A 15,358-nucleotide genomic window follows, 5' to 3' on the forward strand; every position below is an offset into this window, starting at 1 on the left:
GCCGGCCCCGCGCATGGGGCCGTCAGGCGCGGACGTCCGGGTCCGATTTGTCGTCGGGGTCGATCATGTATTTCTGCAAGGCGAGAATCTGCCACCACAGAAAGCCGAATAGCGCGGCGGGAAACGCAAAGGTCTCGATCTTGACCCAGGCTGCATCCGACATGTTGCGCCACACCAGTTCGTTTCCGATCGCCAGTATGATGAAGACCACGAACAGGCGACGGGTCAGGATCATCCAGCCCTCGTTCTTCATGGGCATCAGTTCGCCCATCACGTAGGCCAGATAGGATTTGCCCTGCACCAACCCGATGCCAAGCAAGGTGGAAAAGCAGAGGTAGACGATGGTGGTCTTCATCTTGAAGAACTTCTCATCGTTGAACCACGCCGTGAGCCCGCCGAAAAAGATCACCATGATCGCGGTGAATATCTGCATCCGGCTGAGATGACCGGTCAACCGCCACAGGATCGCCATCGACACCAGCAGGATCGGCACAAACACGACCGCCGCAACGATAAAGCCCGAATATTCGGTTCCGTTGAGGGTGAAAACCTCGTCCTGAATGCGCAGGTAGAGCAGGAAAAAGGCGATGGTCGGCCCCAGTTCCAGAACCTGCTTGAGGACCATGTTGATCTCTTTTGGTTTCTGCTCTGCCATGTTCGCTCCTATCCGCCCATCTCAACTATCACCGCGCCAGCAGCGATCAAGGTCATAAGTGTGATCCGGCGCGGGCCCACCGTCTCTTTCAACACCAGCCAACCGATCAGCGCCGCAAACACGGTTGACGTTTCGCGCAACACCGCCGCCTCGCCCACCTTATCCAGACGCGTCGCCAGCATGATTCCCCCGAAACTGGCAAAGGCGACAAGCCCCCCCACCACGCCGCGCACCACGAGCGGGGGCAATTCCGGAGGCTCGGCCATCGCCGGCCAGCGCATCAGCGCATAGACCGGCATCACCACCCCGTCGATCATGAAGAACCAAGCCAGAAAGGTGAAAGGATCGGCCGCGGCACGAATGCCGAAGGCGTCATAGGTGGTATAGAGCGCCACGAAAAGACCGGTCATGACCGCCAGCGCCAACGCCATATGAAGCGTCTCGCGCTGACTGTCCAGATAGCGCAGGTTATACGCGGCGAGCCCGAAGATCCCCGCGAGCAGCACCGCCACCCCGGCCCATTGCTGCACCGTGAAAACTTCACCGAACAGCAGATAGGCACCGATCACCGCGAATAATGAGCCGGTACCGCGCACCACCGGATAGACCACGGTGTAGGATCCCTTGGTATAGGCCAGAGCCTGCAACACCTTGTAGATCACGTGGATGATCCAGGCCCCTGCAAAAATGGGCCACATATGCGGTTGCGGCCAGGGAACGACGAACAAGGCAAATGGCGCCGCCATCAGGCAATAGGAGGCATCGATGGCCCCGCGTGACAGCCACGGGTCGTGCCGTCCCTTCTGCAATGCGCCGAATATCGCATGCAGAAACGCCGCCGCGAGCGCCAGCCACAGGGCAAGCGCGTGTCCGGCGGCGGTGCCTTCGAGCGACAGCAGCCACTCACCCATCGCTGGCGATTGCCTTTCGCGCCATCGTCGCGCGCGCCGGTTCCCCGATCACGCCGGGCTGTCCGCCCCGGTCAGGGCAGCGGCAAATTCCTCGGGGTCAAAGGGCGCGAGATCATCGATCTGTTCCCCGACGCCGATCGCGTGAATGGGCAGCCCGAACTTGTCGGCCAGCGCCACCAGCACGCCCCCCTTGGCCGTGCCGTCCAGCTTGGTCATGACCAGCCCCGAGACATCGGAAATCTTGCGGAACGTCTCGACCTGGCTGAGAGCGTTCTGTCCGGTCGTCGCGTCCAGCACCAACAGGGTGTTATGCGGCGCATCCGGATCCTTCTTGCGAATGACCCGCACGATCTTGGCCAGTTCTTCCATCAGGTCGGCGCGGTTCTGCAACCGCCCTGCGGTGTCGATCATCAACAGATCGGCGCCGTCTTCCTGCGCCCTGGTCATCGCGTCAAATGCCAGACTGGCCGGATCCGAGCCTTCGGGCGCCGTCAGAACCGGCACCCCGGCACGCTCGCCCCAGACCTGCAACTGTTCGACCGCAGCGGCCCGAAACGTATCGCCCGCGGCAATCACGACCGATTTTCCTGCGGCCTTGAACTGGCTGGCCAGCTTGCCGATGGTGGTTGTCTTGCCCGACCCGTTCACCCCGACCACCAGCACCACCTGCGGCCGTTTGGGATAGATCGGCAGCGGACGCGCCACGGGTTCCATGATCCGCGCGATCTCGCTGGCGAGCAAAGCCTTGATCTCGTCTGTCGAGAGCTTCTTGCCAAAGCGTCCTTCGGCCATGTTGGCGGTGACACGCAGCGCGGTATCCACGCCCATATCGGCCGAGATCAACAGCTCTTCAAGCTGCTCCAGCATGTCGTCATCCAGCACCCGCCGCACCACCGGTGCCGCTCCCGACCGGCCCAGCAGACGCCCGAGCAGACCGGGCGATTGAGCTTGCTTCGATGGCACTTCCTGTGGCGCGGATGGGGGCACGGGGTCCGTCGGACCACGCTCCGGTGCCGGTTCCGCCTCGGGAACAGGTTCGGGCGTGATCTCCGGCGCCGGATGCTCGACCGGGGGCACGGGCGCGTCCGGTTCAGCCGGTGCCGGCACCTCGGCGGGGGGCGCAACCGGGGCGGCAGGCGGCTCGGTCGATTGCGAGAGGTCTTCCACCTCGCCGCCATCCTCGACGATCGCATCAAGCCCTTCTTCGAGTTTCGAAGAGGATTTGAACAGCTTGTCCTTGAGTTTCTTGAAAAACGCCATGCCGGTCTCCACGCGGGTCGTTCTCTCACCTAATCGGGTTTGACCCGGTTTGAAAGGGTCTCCGCGATGCTCTGCCTGTATGCCCTTGGAATGTCCCACGGCATTCTGGCATGGTCGCATCATGATGATGCGCGCTCTGATTCCCCTGTGTATTCCCCTGTGTCTTGCCGCCGGTCAGGCAGCGGCACAGGACCCGATGTCCGCAGAGGCCTTTGATGCCTACACCCGCGGCAAGACCTTGTATTACGGATATGACGGCAAGGCCTACGGGGTCGAGCGCTATCTGGACGACCGGCGGGTGATCTGGTCATTCCTCGATGGCAAGTGCATGCAAGGTGTCTGGTATCAGAAGGACGAGCAGATCTGCTTTGTCTATGAAGATCGGCTCGACGTGCAATGCTGGGCCTTTTCGCTGGGCCCGCGCGGACTGGTGGCGCGGTTCGAAAACAGCCCGGACGAAACCCAACTCTACGAGGCGCGCGAAAACGACGACGAAATGCTCTGCTACGGGCCGGAAGTCGGAGTCTGATCCCCCGCTTCGCCTTCGTTGCCCCGTTAAAACAGACTGCCCTGCTCGGGTTTTTTGCGTCTCGTGGCGGATTTGCGCGAGGTGCCATTGGCCACCGCCAGACGCCCGTCGGCAAACTGGATCTCAAGCGTCGCGGCACCGGCCGCCTCTTCCCGGGACGTGACGATACGTTCGTCCGCGCGCACCACGGCATAGCCGCGCCTGAGCGTTGCCTGATATCCCAGCGTGGACAGCAGCCGATCCATCCCCTCGACCTTGCTGCGCAGGCGCGCGGTGCCGGTGGTCGCCGCAACGGCCAGGCGGTTGCTCAGCACGCGGTAGCTGGCGGACTTCTGGTCAAGACGCGCCGCCAGCTGTGTCGGACGCAGCCGCGCGGCGATGCCACTGACGGTCTCCGCTCGCCTGCGCAGCGCCCGCGCCTGGGCCTGCGACAAACGCCGCCCCTTTGCGTCAAGCTCCTGGCGATGGTTGCGCAGCATTCTCTGCAACGCCGAAGGACGCAGGCTGCCTGACAGGTCGGCCAGCCGGATGCGTCGGGTCTGCACCGATCGGATCAGCGCCGAATCAAGCCGGTCGCCCACCTGGTCCAGCCGCTGGCGAGGCGAATCAAGCAGGCTGTCGGGCCGGGGCAGCGCGCGTGCCATGTCGGCCAGCCGCTGGCGTCGCCGTGTGATCCCCTGGCTTATCGCACGACTGAGACGCGCGCCCTGCGCATCCATATGCACAATCAGGTCAAGCCGCACCGGCACCGCCAGTTCCGCCGCCGCCGTGGGTGTCGGTGCCCGCTGGTCCGAAACGAAATCGATCAGTGTGGTATCGGTTTCGTGACCGACCGCCGAAATCAGCGGAATGTCGGATGCGGCGGCGGCGCGGGCGACGATTTCCTCGTTGAAGCCCCACAAATCCTCGACCGAACCACCACCCCGCGCCACAATGAGCAGATCGGGGCGCGGCAACGCCCCGCCCGGCGTCAGCCGGTTGAACCCGGCGATGGCGCGGGCCACTTCCGGCGCACAGGCCGCCCCCTGCACCGCCACCGGCCAGATCAGAACCTTGCGGGGGAACCGGTCGCGCAGCCGGTGCAGGATGTCGCGAATCACCGCTCCCGACGGCGAGGTGACAACCCCGATGATCTCGGGCAGGTATGGCAGGGGCCGCTTGCGCGCGGGATCGAACAATCCCTCGGCCGCGAGTTGTGCCTTGCGTTTTTCAAGCAGCGCCATCAGCGCACCCTGCCCGGCGACCGCCACCTCGTCGACATTCAGGTTGTATTTCGATTGTCCGCCAAACGCGGTCATGCGGCCCGTCACCACCACTTCGAGCCCCTCTTCGGGAACCACGGACAACCCCGCGATCTGGCCTTTCCACGTGGTGCAGGCGAGCACAGAACGGTCATCCTTGACGTCGAAATAGAGATGCCCCGAGCGCGCCTTGAACACGCGCCCCACTTCGCCCTTGACCCGGATTCGCCCGAATTCGCCCTCAAGCGTCCGTTTGACCGCACCCGAGAGTTCCGACACCGAATATTCCGGCAGGTTCTGCCCCGGCAAGGGGTCGTCTATCAGATCGCTCATGAGGGTGCCTTGTTTCGCCTGTGCGCGCAGCTTAGAACGCGAGCGCAACAAGGCCAAGCAGATCGGAGCGCATTTCCATGAACATCCTCATTCTCGGCAGCGGCGGGCGCGAGCATAGCCTGGCCTGGGCGGTGATGCAGAATCCGAAATGTGACAAGCTGATCGTCGCCCCCGGCAATGCGGGCATCGCGCAGATCGCGACCTGCGCGGCGCTGGAGATCGAGGATGGCGGCGAGGTGGTGGCGTTCTGTGAAGACAACGCCATCGATTTCGTGATCATCGGCCCCGAGGCTCCGCTCGCCGCCGGTGTCGCCGACCGCTTGCGCGAAGGCGGATTTCTCGTCTTTGGCCCCTCGGCGGCGGCGGCACGGCTCGAAGCCTCCAAGAGCTTTACCAAAGAGATTTGCGATGCCGCCAACGCGCCGACAGCGGCGTATGGCCACTTCACCGACGCCGATGCCGCCCGGGCGCATGTGCGCGCGCGCGGTGCTCCGATCGTGGTCAAGGCGGACGGGCTCGCGGCGGGCAAGGGCGTGATCGTCGCGATGACCGAAGCCGAGGCGCTCGCCGCCGTCGACGACATGTTCGGCGGCGCCTTTGGCGGAGCCGGCGCCGAGGTCGTGATTGAAGAGTACATGGACGGGGAAGAAGCCTCGTTCTTCGTGCTCTGCGACGGCGAAACCGTGCTGCCCATCGGCACCGCACAAGATCACAAGCGCGTCGGCGAGGGCGACACCGGCCCGAACACCGGCGGCATGGGAGCCTATTCCCCCGCCCCGGTCATGACGGACGAGATCACCGAGAAGGCCCTGAACGAGATCGTGCGCCCGACCATGACCGAGATGGCACGTCGCGACATGCCCTATCAGGGTGTTCTTTACGTCGGGCTGATGATCAAGGACGGCCAGCCGCGCCTGGTCGAGTACAACGTGCGCTTCGGCGATCCCGAATGCCAGGTCCTGATGATGCGGCTCGGAGCCCAGGCCATGGATCTGATGCACGCGGCCGCCGAGGGCCGGCTGCACGAGGCACAGGTTCACTGGGCGGACGATCACGCCATGACGGTCGTCATGGCGGCGCAGGGCTATCCCGGCAGCTATCAGAAAGGCGACGTGATCGGCGGGCTTGATGCCCTGCCCGAAACCAGCGCGCAAATGTGCTTTCACGCGGGTACGGGACGACATGATGGCCGGTTCGTCGCCACCGGCGGTCGCGTTCTGAACCTCACCGCGCGGGGCGACACACTCGCCGAAGCCCGCCGGCGCGCCTATGAGATGGCCGATGCAATCGACTGGCCCGGAGGCTTTTATCGGGACGATATCGGCTGGCGGGCGCTCTAGCCCCCAGGTCACCTGCGCCGCGGCGGTCCGGATAGAACCCGGGGTTTCAGGTCCGTTTGAGCTTTCGCAAGCGACGCGTCTCGCGCCCGCTGTTCCCCCGACCAGGTGGCGGGCGAGACCGGATTTTCAATCGACCAGTCAGGCGACCGGGCAACTTCGACATCCGCAGGAAAATACCGCGGCCAGCGCGGCGCGGCGGACGAAACCTGTCCACCGGCGGGCGGGCAGACGCCGCGCCCGGTCCGATCTCAGATTTGCTTCTCGGGCATCTGGACGACCAACCCGTCCAGCGCATCCGTCACCTTGATCTGGCAGGTCAGGCGCGAGCGGACGGGGTCCGGCTCATAGGCAAAGTCTAGCATGTCCTCTTCCATGTCGTCCTTGGCCGGTACCTTCTCCACCCAGGCCGGGTCCACATAAACGTGGCATGTCGAACAGGCGCACGCGCCACCGCAATCGGCTTCGATCCCCGGAATGTTGTTGTCACGTGCCCCTTCCATCACGGTCAGCCCGTTGGCGACCTCGACGACATGCTCTTTGCCGCCATGCTCGATATAGGTGATTTTTGCCATATCTTCCGGCTCCCTTGCGTGTCTCGGACTTCTCTTTAGTCAAGCATTCTGGAGCATGCCAGCCGATTCTGCCGTCGGCCGGACTCGGAATCTGCCAAAACCGACAGAGCCGCACCGGTGAGCCAACCCTCCCGGCCGGAGTCCGGGCCTGACCGACCAAAGCCGCAAAATGCGCTTCTGACCACACAAGAACGGCGTTTCACGCTTTTGCCGGTCCTGCGAAATTTGCTAGTGTGCCGCCAGAGAGCAGAGGGAAATATCGCATGGCACCGCAGAGCCTGCCCGAAATCGGATTCCTGTCGGATGTATCGGCCGGGCTGAAAAAGATGCTGGCCGAGCAGGCCACCGAAATTACCCTGTCGGCAGGGGAAACCCTGTTCGAACAGGGTGACGAGGGGGATGCGCTTTATGCAATCATCGATGGCGCCGTGGAATTCAGCGTGCTGGCAATGGATGGTCGCAAGCTGACGCTTGAAATGATGCGACGCGGGGAAATGTTCGGAGAGATCACCATGTTCGATCCCGGCGCCCGCACGGCGACCGCAACGGCCGTCGAAGATTCGCTGCTGTGGCGTGTGCGTCACGCGGACGTGCTCAGGCAAATCCGCCAGCAACCCGAACTTGCCGTCGACATGATCCACCTTGCCGGACAGCGGATGCGGTGGATGGGGCGGCAGCTCAACGAGCAGGTATTCCTGCCGCTGCCGACGCGGCTTGCCCGCAAGATCCAGCACCTCGCCCCGGAAATGGCGGCGACGCCCTGCAAGCTGGATCTGTCTCAGGCGGAACTGGCGGAGTTTGTCGGCGCCACCCGCGAGGCGGTCTCCAAAATTCTGTCGATCTGGAAACGGGACGGAATCATTCAGGGCGCGCGGGGCGGGCTGGTGATTGTCGATTGGGAAGGCCTGTCGCGCCTGGCGGAGCCGGACCAGATCTGATCCCGGCACCGGCGCCGCTGCCGGCTCAAAAAAATCGAATTTGTGGAAATTTTCCACTGTTATGTGTGCTGGTTCACATACGCAGGAACGATTCTCGGGCAAAAAGGATGCATAAGACGTGCAACACATCTGACAAAGTCAAGGATTTGAGAAGAAAGGAGCAAACATGACATCCCGTTCTATTTCGCTCCGATATTGTTCCTGCCCCGTGTCCCAAGACCCCGTATTTCCGCGCTTGGATTTTTAATCAGTTCCCCTGTTTCCCCCGATAACCAGTTCATTTTCAATCAGAAGCAATTGCACTTCCCGGGCAGGTGGCCCTAGCCACCTGTCCCCCAGTTTCCAGGGCCGGGCATTTTCCCTGTGTGCTCCTCCCCTCCCGGCCCCAGGAAAAAGAGCCATGCGTGAAAACGCATGGCTCTTTACCGTTTCAGAAGGGGATCGCGGCGATCGCCGCGTTACCTTCAGTCTTCTATGCTGAGCGCGACAAAGCGCGGATCACCGCCACGCCGCACCAGCAGCAACAGCGACTTGCGTCCGGCCTCGCGAGCGGCCGTGATCTGCTCGTCCATCTGGGTCAGGGATGTCACCTTCTGCTGGCCAACCTCGGTGATGAGATCGCCGGCCCGAAGACCTTTTTCAAAGGCTTCGGAGGTTTCATCGATATCCGTCACCACAAGACCACCCGGAGCATCCTCGATCCCGAGATCCTCGCGCAACTGCGGGGTCAGAACCGCGATGGTCATGCCGAGCACCTCTTCTTCCTTGATATCGGCATCCGGTTGTGTCGCCGCAGCAGGAACCGCGCCCTCGGCCTCTTCGCGGCGTCCCAGCGTTACCAGCACGGTTTTGGTTGCGCCGTCGCGGAACACCACCACGCGCACGGCCTTGCCGACGGCGGTGTTGCCGACCTTGCGCACGAGGCTGCGGGTATCGGTGACTTCGGTGCCGTCAAAATTGACGATCACATCTCCTGACAACAAACCCGCCTCCTTGGCCGGCCCCTCGGGAACGTCGGTAATCAGCGCGCCGGCCACAACTTCCAGCCCCATGGCCTCGGCGATTTCCTCGGTGACGTCCTGGATGCGCACGCCCAGCCAGCCACGACGGGTTTCGCCGAATTCCTTCAACTGGTCGACCACACGCGTCACCACGTTGGACGCCATCGAGAACCCGATACCGATCGAACCGCCGTTCGGCGACAGGATCGCCGTGTTCACACCTATGACCTCGCCATCCATGTTGAACAACGGTCCGCCGGAATTGCCCCGGTTGATCGCGGCGTCGGTCTGGATGTAGTCGTCATAGGTGCCCGAAAGCGCGCGATTGCGCGCCGAAACGATGCCCGCAGACACCGAGAATCCCTGCCCCAGCGGATTGCCCATCGCCATCACCCAGTCACCGACAAGCGCGTTGTCGCTATCGCCGAAATTGACAAAAGCCAGCGGTTCATCCGATTCCACCTTGAGCAGGGCGATATCGGTATTCGGATCGGTTCCGACCACCTTCGCCGGCAGTTCGCCGCCCGAGAAGAACTCGATCAGGATCTCGTCCGCCCCGTCGATCACGTGATTGTTGGTCACCACATAGCCATCTTCCGAGATCACGAAGCCCGAGCCCAGGGCCGACGAGCGGCGCGGGCGCTGTTCGCCGTTATTGTTGCGATCCTGGAATTCGCGAAAAAAATCCTCGAACGGCGAGCCTTCGGGCACGATGCCCTGCGGCCCCGTCCGCCCCTCGACCACCGTGGATGTCGTGATGTTGACAACAGCCGGGCTGATCTTTTCGGCGAGCGGGGCAAGGCTTTCGGGCTTTGCCTGCGCTGCGAGCGCCTGTACCAGAAAGAAGCTCAGAGCCAGGAACCCCATCCATAGCAATCGCATCCCCGCCCGGTGGGGGTGATCGTCTGCCGCTGAAATTGCAATTGCCGGTGGCCTCACTGTGCCATCTCCTCTTTAGTATTCCTTGTTCCGGGATCGGCGAAATGCCGCGCCGATCCCGCTTTCGCTGAACAATGTAGGGGCTTTGCGGCCTACCGCAAAGGGTATTGCCCATATTCATGCGGATTTGAACGACGACATCTCTCGTGCGGTTACAGCACGCCCAGCCATTGCGCGCACCACAACAGGATCAGACCGCTGACGATGGCAAGCGCGCCGACCTGGCGGCGCGCCGGGATCGACAGGTTGCGCAGCATTTCGAGCATCTGCTCGACAAGCGAAGGGGCCAGCACCCAGGCCAGCCCCTCGACAACCAAGACCAGCCCGAGGGCCAGAAGGATCATCCCCATCGGGCGTCCTTACTCTTGCGGCACCACGCCTGTGGGCGAGCGCATGTAGTCGAAGAATTCTGAATCAGGCGACATGACCATCGACGAATTACTCCCCTTCAACGCACGCTGATAGGCAATGAGTGACCGATAGAATTCAAAGAATTCCTGATCTTTTCCATAGGCTTCGGCAAAGATGCTGTTGCGCAGCGCGTCGGCTTCACCGCGGATGATTTCTGCCTCACGCTGGGCATCGGAGACAAGTTCGACCACGGTCCGGTCTGCCTGTGCGCGCACCCGCTGTGCCGCCTCTTCACCGCGCGCGACCTCGTCCGCCGCCTCGCGTTCGCGCTCGGCCCGCATCCGGGCAAAGGTCGCTTCGAGGTTGGCCTGCGGCAGGTCTGTGCGCTTAAGACGCACGTCGATCACCTCAAGACCCAGTTCGCGCGCTTCGGAAATCGCCGCGTTGCGAATACGCAGCATCAGCGTGGCCCGGTCGGAACTCAGGATGTCATCCGAACTGACCGAACCCAGAACCTCGCGAATCTGTGACCGCAGGATCGAGTCCAACCGCGCCTCGGCGGCGGGGATGGCACCGACACCGACCGCTTCCCGGAACTGGCGCACGTCATTGATGCGATAGCGCGCAAACGCGTCGACGACCAGCCGCCGGTCATCCAGCGGCGTGACCTCAAGCGGTCCGACTTCGCGACCGAGGATACGGTCATCATAGGTCACGACCTCCTGGATCACCGGAATCTTGAACGCAAGGCCGGGTTCGTCCTTGACGTCGACCACCCGACCGAATTGCAGCACCAAAGCACGCTCGCGTTCGTCCACGATAAAGATCGCCGACAGGGCACCGACCACGATCAGAACGAGAATGGGGAGGAGAAAAGTGGTCTTGCGCATCAGTTCGTCTCCCGGGCTGGCTTGCGAAGCTCGTTCAGGGGCAGGTAGGGCACGACGCCCTGGCCACCGCCACCGGCGCTGGTATCATCCAGGATGACCTTGTTCACATCCCCCAGCACCTGTTCCATCGTCTCCAGATACAGACGCTTGCGAGTGACCTCGGGGGCCTTGTCATACTCCTGGCGCACCGCGCTGAAGCGGCTGGCTTCACCGGTCGCTTCGTTGACCACGCGGGCGCGATAGCCTTCGGCCTCTTCCAGTGTCTGCGCCGCCTCACCCCGTGCACCGGCAAGCACACGGTTTGCATAGGCATCGGCCTGTTTTTCCAGCCGGTCACGTTCCTGTCCGGCGGATTGCACCTCGCGGAAGGCATCCTTGACCGGCTCCGGGGGATCGGCGCCGTCAAAGTTCACCCGCACGATATTCACGCCACTGTCATAACTGTCCATCGTATTCTGGATCAGTTCTTCGAGCCGCTGGGCGATGATACCGCGATCCCGGTTCAGGATCGGCGCAAGGTCGGACTGCGCGATGATCTCGCGCATGGCTGATTCCGACACCGCCTGAATGGTCAGCTTGGGATCGCGCAGGTTGAACAGGTACTTGTCCGGAGCCGCGATGTTCCAGACCACCTGGAAATCGATATCGACGATGTTCTCGTCCCCGGTCAGCATCAGCCCCGCGTCATTGCCACGGGTTCCGGCGCCGATCTCTTCGATCTGTTCGCGGGTGACAGGGATCACCTCTGCGGTCACGAACGGCCATGGTGCAAAGTTCAGACCCGGTTCCCCGATCGACGAGAAATCGCCGAGGAACAGTTCGACCGATTTCTCTTCCGGCTTGACGGTATAGAAACTGGCCATACCCCAGGCGACAGCCGCCACCAACAAACCCAGCAGGAGCGTTCCACGCGTGAAAAGCGGGCTGCCTCCGCCGCCGGATCCGCCGGTCCCGTTCGAGCCGCCGCCCTTCTGGCCGGATCCGCCGCGACCACCCATCAGGACGCGCAGCTGCTCCTGGCCTTTCTTGACCAGCTCATCGATTTCAGGGAGTTGCGCATTGTCCGAGCCGGGCTTGCCCTCTCCGCTTCGCCGTCCGCCGCCCTTGCGACGATCGTCATCGTCGCCACCGCCGCCGGATGAACCGCCGCCCCCCCAGGGACCGCCACTGTTTCCCGCCATATGTTGTGTTTCCCCTCTTCATACCGCGCCTGCCGGCGCTGTTCTGATGATCAGTTGATAGGTGTATGCCCCATCGAATTATTCAACCCCGAAATGGTCAAGCCGTCCGGAGAGGCGTTTTCATCGTCACGATTTCTTCGCTCATCGTCGGATGAACCGCAACGGTGCGATCGAAATCCTCCTTGGTTGCTCCCATTTTGACCGCGATACCGGCCAGCTGAATCATTTCCCCCGCGTTGGGCGCGACGATATGACAGCCCAGAACCTTGCGGCTGGCCTTGCTGACCACCAGCTTCATCATCACCCGGTCGGGCTTGTCGGCAAAGGCCGTCTGCATTGGCCGGAAGCTGGTGCAATAGACTTCGATCGGCTCCTGTTCCGCCGCCGCTTCTTCGCTCAGCCCGACCGTGCCGAATTCCGGTTGCGTAAAGATGGCGCTGGCAATCAGGTCGTGATCCACCGGCGTCGGCTTGCCCCGGAACACGGTATCGACGAACGCCATGCCCTCGCGGATCGCAACCGGTGTCAGGTTGACCCGGTCGGTGACGTCACCGATTGCATAGATCGACGGAACCGCCGTCTGGCTGTAGGCATCCACCTCGATCTGGCCCTTGCGGCCAAGCGTGACGCCGACCTCCTGCAGGCCCATGTCGACGGTATTCGGCGCACGACCCGTCGCGAACAGCACCGTGTCAAATACCCGTTCGCTGCCATTGGTGGCCTTGACCCGCACCGGATCGCCCGCCGTGCCGCCGGGATCGGCCGGGCCCATCTCGACGATGTCGGTGCCCGTATGCAGGTCGATGCCCCTGTCGCGCATCGAGTCGGCCACCAGGCCGCGCCCCTCTTCGTCAAAACCGCGCAACACCTGGGCACCACGATAATACTGTGTCACCTCGACCCCGAGACCGTGCAGAATGCAGGCGAACTCGCAGGCGATATACCCGCCGCCGATGATCAGGATCGATTTCGGCAGCTTGTCCAGATGGAAGATGTCGTCGGATACGATCCCCAGGTCGGCGTTCTCGCGCTCGGGCCGCACCGGGCGTCCGCCCGTCGCAACCAGAATATGCTTGGCGGTGATCTCCTCGCCGGTCGAAAGGCTGACGGTATGCGCGTCCTTGATTGTCGCACGCGCATCAAAGGTCGCGACACCCGCATTTGCCAGCAGCTTGCGATACACCCCCTCAAGGCGGTCCAGTTCGGCATGCAACCGGTCGCGAAACGCGGTCCAGTCAAATTCGCCATCGCCGATGTCCCAGCCATAGGAACGCGCCTCGGATGCCATCTCACCATATCCGGATGCAAACACCATCAGCTTTTTCGGCACGCAGCCCCGGATGACGCAGGTGCCGCCATAGCGATCATCTTCTGCCAGCGCGACCTTGGCCCCGGTTTCGGACGCTGCAACGCGTGCCGCGCGCACACCGCCCGAGCCACCGCCGATCACAAAGAGATCATAATCAAAATTCATCCGTCTCGATCCTCGTTCCGCTGCCGGGAGCAGCCTGTTCCAGTTACCCGTCGACTCAGGCTGAGTCCTGCTTCACCTGATGCAGATCGACCTTCACCTGATGCAGATCGACCGCGCCGTCAGCATGCCCGACGATCACGAGATCACACATGTCGATGAACAGGCCATTCTCGACCACGCCCGGAATCTGGTTCAACGCCGCCGCCAGTTTCGCCGCATCACCGATGCGTTCCAGATGCAGATCGATGATGTGGTTGCCTTCGTCGGTGACAAAGGGCGCACCCTCCGTCATCCGCAGCGAGGTCTCGCGCCCATCCACATCCATCCCCGCGAGCGCCGCCTCGATCAGCTTTCGCGTGCTGTTCATGCCGAACGGGATCACTTCGACCGGCAGGGGATACGCGCCAAGGGTGGCAACCTTCTTGGCGGCATCGGCAATCACGATCATCCGATCACTGGCCCTTGCGACGATCTTTTCCTGCAAATGCGCCCCGCCACCGCCCTTGATCAGTGTCAGATCGCTGTCGAACTCGTCCGCACCATCGATCGTCAGGTCGAGCCAGCCGGCCTCGTCCAGCGTGATCACGTCGATCCCCTCTTCGCGCGCCTGCGCGGCGGTGCGGGTCGACGTCGGCACGCCGCGTATCCGCAGCCCTTCGTCGCGGACCCTCTCCCCAAGGCGCCTGACCAGCCAGGCGGCGGTGCTGCCTGTCCCGAGCCCGACCTTCATGCCGTTCATCACGTGATCCGCGGCGCGGTTCGCCGCGACGGATTTGGCCATGTCGGTGGGTGAAAGTTCTGCGGGCATCGGCAAGTCTCCGTGTCAATCCCGGCCTTATAGGCGAGTTATGCGGAACGGGCGAGGGGCGAAATGCAGCTATCCGTGGTTTGATGGCATGGCGCACGCGCGGTCCTTCGCATCGATCCGGGGTGGTGCTTGCGCAGATCGGTCATTTCTGGTTCTCGTTGCGCCACTCTGAAACGGTTGACACGCGGTCATGACATCAATCTATCGCCTGCATTATGCACCCGACAACGCGTCGCTGATCATCCGGCTTGCGCTGGAACAGCTCGGTCAGCCCTACGAGTCTGTGCTGGTGGACAGAAGGCAAAGGGCGCAACGCAGCGCCGGTTATCTGCGGCTCAATCCAAACGGGCTGATCCCGGTTCTGGAAACACCCGAAGGCCCGTTGTTTGAAACCGGGGCGATCCTGCTCTGGCTGGCGGATCGACACCGGCAGGGCGCACCCGCGCCCTCCGATCCGGATCGCGGAGACTATCTGAAATGGCTGTTCTTCGTGTCAAACACCCTGCACGCGGATTTGCGGATGGTCTTTTATCCGCGTCTTCATATTGGAACGGACAGAACCGCACAGGAAATGCTGCGCAGGAACGTGCAGGACCGGCTGCGAACGCATCTCGCAAATCTCGACGATGTTGCCGCAGGCAAGCCCGAATGGTTCGGCGCCGAGGCACCTACCGGGCTGTGCTGGTACGTGGCCTGTGTCATGCGTTGGATGGCCCTGTATCCGGCTGACGCGGACCGGCGCTGGTTCGATCTTGCACACACGCCCAGCCTGCGTACCCTTCTGGCAGGGCTCGAAGCCCATCCGGCCACGTGCACGGCGCAAGCGGCCGAGGGGCTGGGGCCGTCACCGTTCACCGCCCCGACCTACACCCGCCCGCCCGAAGGCAGCGCAATCTGAATTGCGAAAATGCCGCATCGCCCGGCAAAACGTCGTT

The 15,358-nt window shown here is 62.8% G+C and carries 15 protein-coding genes; 4 read left to right on the top strand and 11 right to left on the bottom strand.

Annotation, left to right across the window (positions count from 1 at the left end; genetic code table 11):
* Window positions 1-22 precede the first annotated feature (22 nt).
* The 3 genes from AB9K34_RS24050 to ftsY are packed head-to-tail and all read right to left on the bottom strand — an operon-like array spanning window position 23 to window position 2,826.
* A complete protein-coding gene (locus tag AB9K34_RS24050) occupies window positions 23-655 on the bottom strand; it encodes an inner membrane-spanning protein YciB (protein ID WP_369957298.1) in 633 nt (210 codons plus the stop codon).
* Window positions 656-663: 8 nt separating this feature from the next.
* Complete coding sequence (locus tag AB9K34_RS24055) at window positions 664-1,566, bottom strand: EamA family transporter (protein WP_369957299.1); 903 nt, start codon at window positions 1,564-1,566, stop codon at window positions 664-666.
* Between the two features lie 48 nt (window positions 1,567-1,614).
* The gene (gene ftsY, locus AB9K34_RS24060; RefSeq protein ID WP_369957300.1) at window positions 1,615-2,826 is read right to left on the bottom strand and encodes a signal recognition particle-docking protein FtsY; all 1,212 of its coding nucleotides are present in this window, start codon (window positions 2,824-2,826) and stop codon (window positions 1,615-1,617) included.
* A gap of 127 nt (window positions 2,827-2,953) precedes the next feature.
* Between ftsY and AB9K34_RS24065 the strand changes: the two genes are divergently transcribed.
* Complete coding sequence (locus AB9K34_RS24065; RefSeq protein WP_369957415.1) at window positions 2,954-3,355, top strand: hypothetical protein; 402 nt, start codon at window positions 2,954-2,956, stop codon at window positions 3,353-3,355.
* Window positions 3,356-3,381: 26 nt separating this feature from the next.
* On the opposite strand, the gene xseA is transcribed toward AB9K34_RS24065, so the two are convergent.
* Window positions 3,382-4,929, bottom strand: coding sequence for an exodeoxyribonuclease VII large subunit (xseA, locus tag AB9K34_RS24070; RefSeq protein ID WP_369957302.1), 1,548 nt, complete (start codon window positions 4,927-4,929; stop codon window positions 3,382-3,384).
* A 77-nt stretch (window positions 4,930-5,006) separates the two neighbouring features.
* Between xseA and purD the strand changes: the two genes are divergently transcribed.
* A complete protein-coding gene (purD, locus tag AB9K34_RS24075) occupies window positions 5,007-6,269 on the top strand; it encodes a phosphoribosylamine--glycine ligase (protein ID WP_369957303.1) in 1,263 nt (420 codons plus the stop codon).
* 248 nt (window positions 6,270-6,517) lie between these two features.
* On the opposite strand, the gene AB9K34_RS24080 is transcribed toward purD, so the two are convergent.
* Window positions 6,518-6,841: a 2Fe-2S iron-sulfur cluster-binding protein gene (locus AB9K34_RS24080; RefSeq protein ID WP_369957304.1), complete on the bottom strand. Its 324-nt coding sequence runs from the start codon at window positions 6,839-6,841 to the stop codon at window positions 6,518-6,520.
* Between the two features lie 263 nt (window positions 6,842-7,104).
* Here AB9K34_RS24080 and AB9K34_RS24085 point away from each other — a divergent pair, with 263 nt between their 5' ends.
* Window positions 7,105-7,779, top strand: a complete 675-nt coding sequence (locus AB9K34_RS24085) for a Crp/Fnr family transcriptional regulator (RefSeq protein WP_369957305.1) — start codon at window positions 7,105-7,107, stop codon at window positions 7,777-7,779.
* A 464-nt stretch (window positions 7,780-8,243) separates the two neighbouring features.
* Here AB9K34_RS24085 and AB9K34_RS24090 read toward each other — a convergent pair whose 3' ends face one another.
* The 6 genes from AB9K34_RS24090 to rpiA all read right to left on the bottom strand — a co-directional run bounded on the left by AB9K34_RS24090 (window position 8,244) and on the right by rpiA (window position 14,423).
* Entirely contained in the window at window positions 8,244-9,662 is a 1,419-nt protein-coding gene (locus tag AB9K34_RS24090; protein WP_369957416.1) for a Do family serine endopeptidase, read from the bottom strand.
* Window positions 9,663-9,871: 209 nt separating this feature from the next.
* Window positions 9,872-10,069 carry a DUF2065 family protein gene (locus tag AB9K34_RS24095; protein ID WP_369957307.1) on the bottom strand — a complete coding sequence of 66 codons (198 nt, stop codon included), beginning with the start codon at window positions 10,067-10,069 and terminating at the stop codon, window positions 9,872-9,874.
* A gap of 9 nt (window positions 10,070-10,078) precedes the next feature.
* A complete protein-coding gene (gene hflC / locus AB9K34_RS24100) occupies window positions 10,079-10,960 on the bottom strand; it encodes a protease modulator HflC (protein ID WP_369957309.1) in 882 nt (293 codons plus the stop codon).
* Complete coding sequence (gene hflK, locus AB9K34_RS24105) at window positions 10,960-12,141, bottom strand: FtsH protease activity modulator HflK (RefSeq protein ID WP_369957310.1); 1,182 nt, start codon at window positions 12,139-12,141, stop codon at window positions 10,960-10,962. Before hflK ends, hflC begins: the two co-directional genes overlap by 1 nt.
* Window positions 12,142-12,238: 97 nt before the next feature.
* Window positions 12,239-13,615 (bottom strand): glutathione-disulfide reductase, encoded by a 1,377-nt coding sequence (gorA, locus tag AB9K34_RS24110; RefSeq protein ID WP_369957311.1) that lies wholly within the window; start codon window positions 13,613-13,615, stop codon window positions 12,239-12,241.
* A 55-nt stretch (window positions 13,616-13,670) separates the two neighbouring features.
* Window positions 13,671-14,423, bottom strand: a complete 753-nt coding sequence (gene rpiA, locus AB9K34_RS24115) for a ribose-5-phosphate isomerase RpiA (RefSeq protein WP_369957312.1) — start codon at window positions 14,421-14,423, stop codon at window positions 13,671-13,673.
* A 190-nt stretch (window positions 14,424-14,613) separates the two neighbouring features.
* On the opposite strand from rpiA, the gene AB9K34_RS24120 reads away from it, so the two are divergent.
* Window positions 14,614-15,321: a glutathione S-transferase family protein gene (locus AB9K34_RS24120; protein WP_369957314.1), complete on the top strand. Its 708-nt coding sequence runs from the start codon at window positions 14,614-14,616 to the stop codon at window positions 15,319-15,321.
* The last annotated feature ends 37 nt before the right edge of the window (window positions 15,322-15,358 follow it).

Origin of the sequence: Sedimentitalea sp. XS_ASV28, assembly GCF_041224545.1 — a bacterium.
GTDB lineage: Bacteria > Pseudomonadota > Alphaproteobacteria > Rhodobacterales > Rhodobacteraceae > Sedimentitalea.

Excerpts from the sequence above, each read along its gene's own strand:
- AB9K34_RS24050 (WP_369957298.1), bottom strand. The coding sequence starts at position 655 with ATGGCAGAGCAGAAACCAAAAGAGATCAACATGGTCCTCAAGCAGGTT.
- AB9K34_RS24055 (WP_369957299.1), bottom strand. The coding sequence starts at position 1,566 with ATGGGTGAGTGGCTGCTGTCGCTCGAAGGCACCGCCGCCGGACACGCG.
- ftsY (WP_369957300.1), bottom strand. The coding sequence starts at position 2,826 with ATGGCGTTTTTCAAGAAACTCAAGGACAAGCTGTTCAAATCCTCTTCG.
- AB9K34_RS24065 (WP_369957415.1), top strand. The coding sequence starts at position 2,954 with ATGCGCGCTCTGATTCCCCTGTGTATTCCCCTGTGTCTTGCCGCCGGT.
- xseA (WP_369957302.1), bottom strand. The coding sequence starts at position 4,929 with ATGAGCGATCTGATAGACGACCCCTTGCCGGGGCAGAACCTGCCGGAA.
- purD (WP_369957303.1), top strand. The coding sequence starts at position 5,007 with ATGAACATCCTCATTCTCGGCAGCGGCGGGCGCGAGCATAGCCTGGCC.
- AB9K34_RS24080 (WP_369957304.1), bottom strand. The coding sequence starts at position 6,841 with ATGGCAAAAATCACCTATATCGAGCATGGCGGCAAAGAGCATGTCGTC.
- AB9K34_RS24085 (WP_369957305.1), top strand. The coding sequence starts at position 7,105 with ATGGCACCGCAGAGCCTGCCCGAAATCGGATTCCTGTCGGATGTATCG.
- AB9K34_RS24090 (WP_369957416.1), bottom strand. The coding sequence starts at position 9,662 with ATGCGATTGCTATGGATGGGGTTCCTGGCTCTGAGCTTCTTTCTGGTA.
- AB9K34_RS24095 (WP_369957307.1), bottom strand. The coding sequence starts at position 10,069 with ATGGGGATGATCCTTCTGGCCCTCGGGCTGGTCTTGGTTGTCGAGGGG.
- hflC (WP_369957309.1), bottom strand. The coding sequence starts at position 10,960 with ATGCGCAAGACCACTTTTCTCCTCCCCATTCTCGTTCTGATCGTGGTC.
- hflK (WP_369957310.1), bottom strand. The coding sequence starts at position 12,141 with ATGGCGGGAAACAGTGGCGGTCCCTGGGGGGGCGGCGGTTCATCCGGC.
- gorA (WP_369957311.1), bottom strand. The coding sequence starts at position 13,615 with ATGAATTTTGATTATGATCTCTTTGTGATCGGCGGTGGCTCGGGCGGT.
- rpiA (WP_369957312.1), bottom strand. The coding sequence starts at position 14,423 with ATGCCCGCAGAACTTTCACCCACCGACATGGCCAAATCCGTCGCGGCG.
- AB9K34_RS24120 (WP_369957314.1), top strand. The coding sequence starts at position 14,614 with ATGACATCAATCTATCGCCTGCATTATGCACCCGACAACGCGTCGCTG.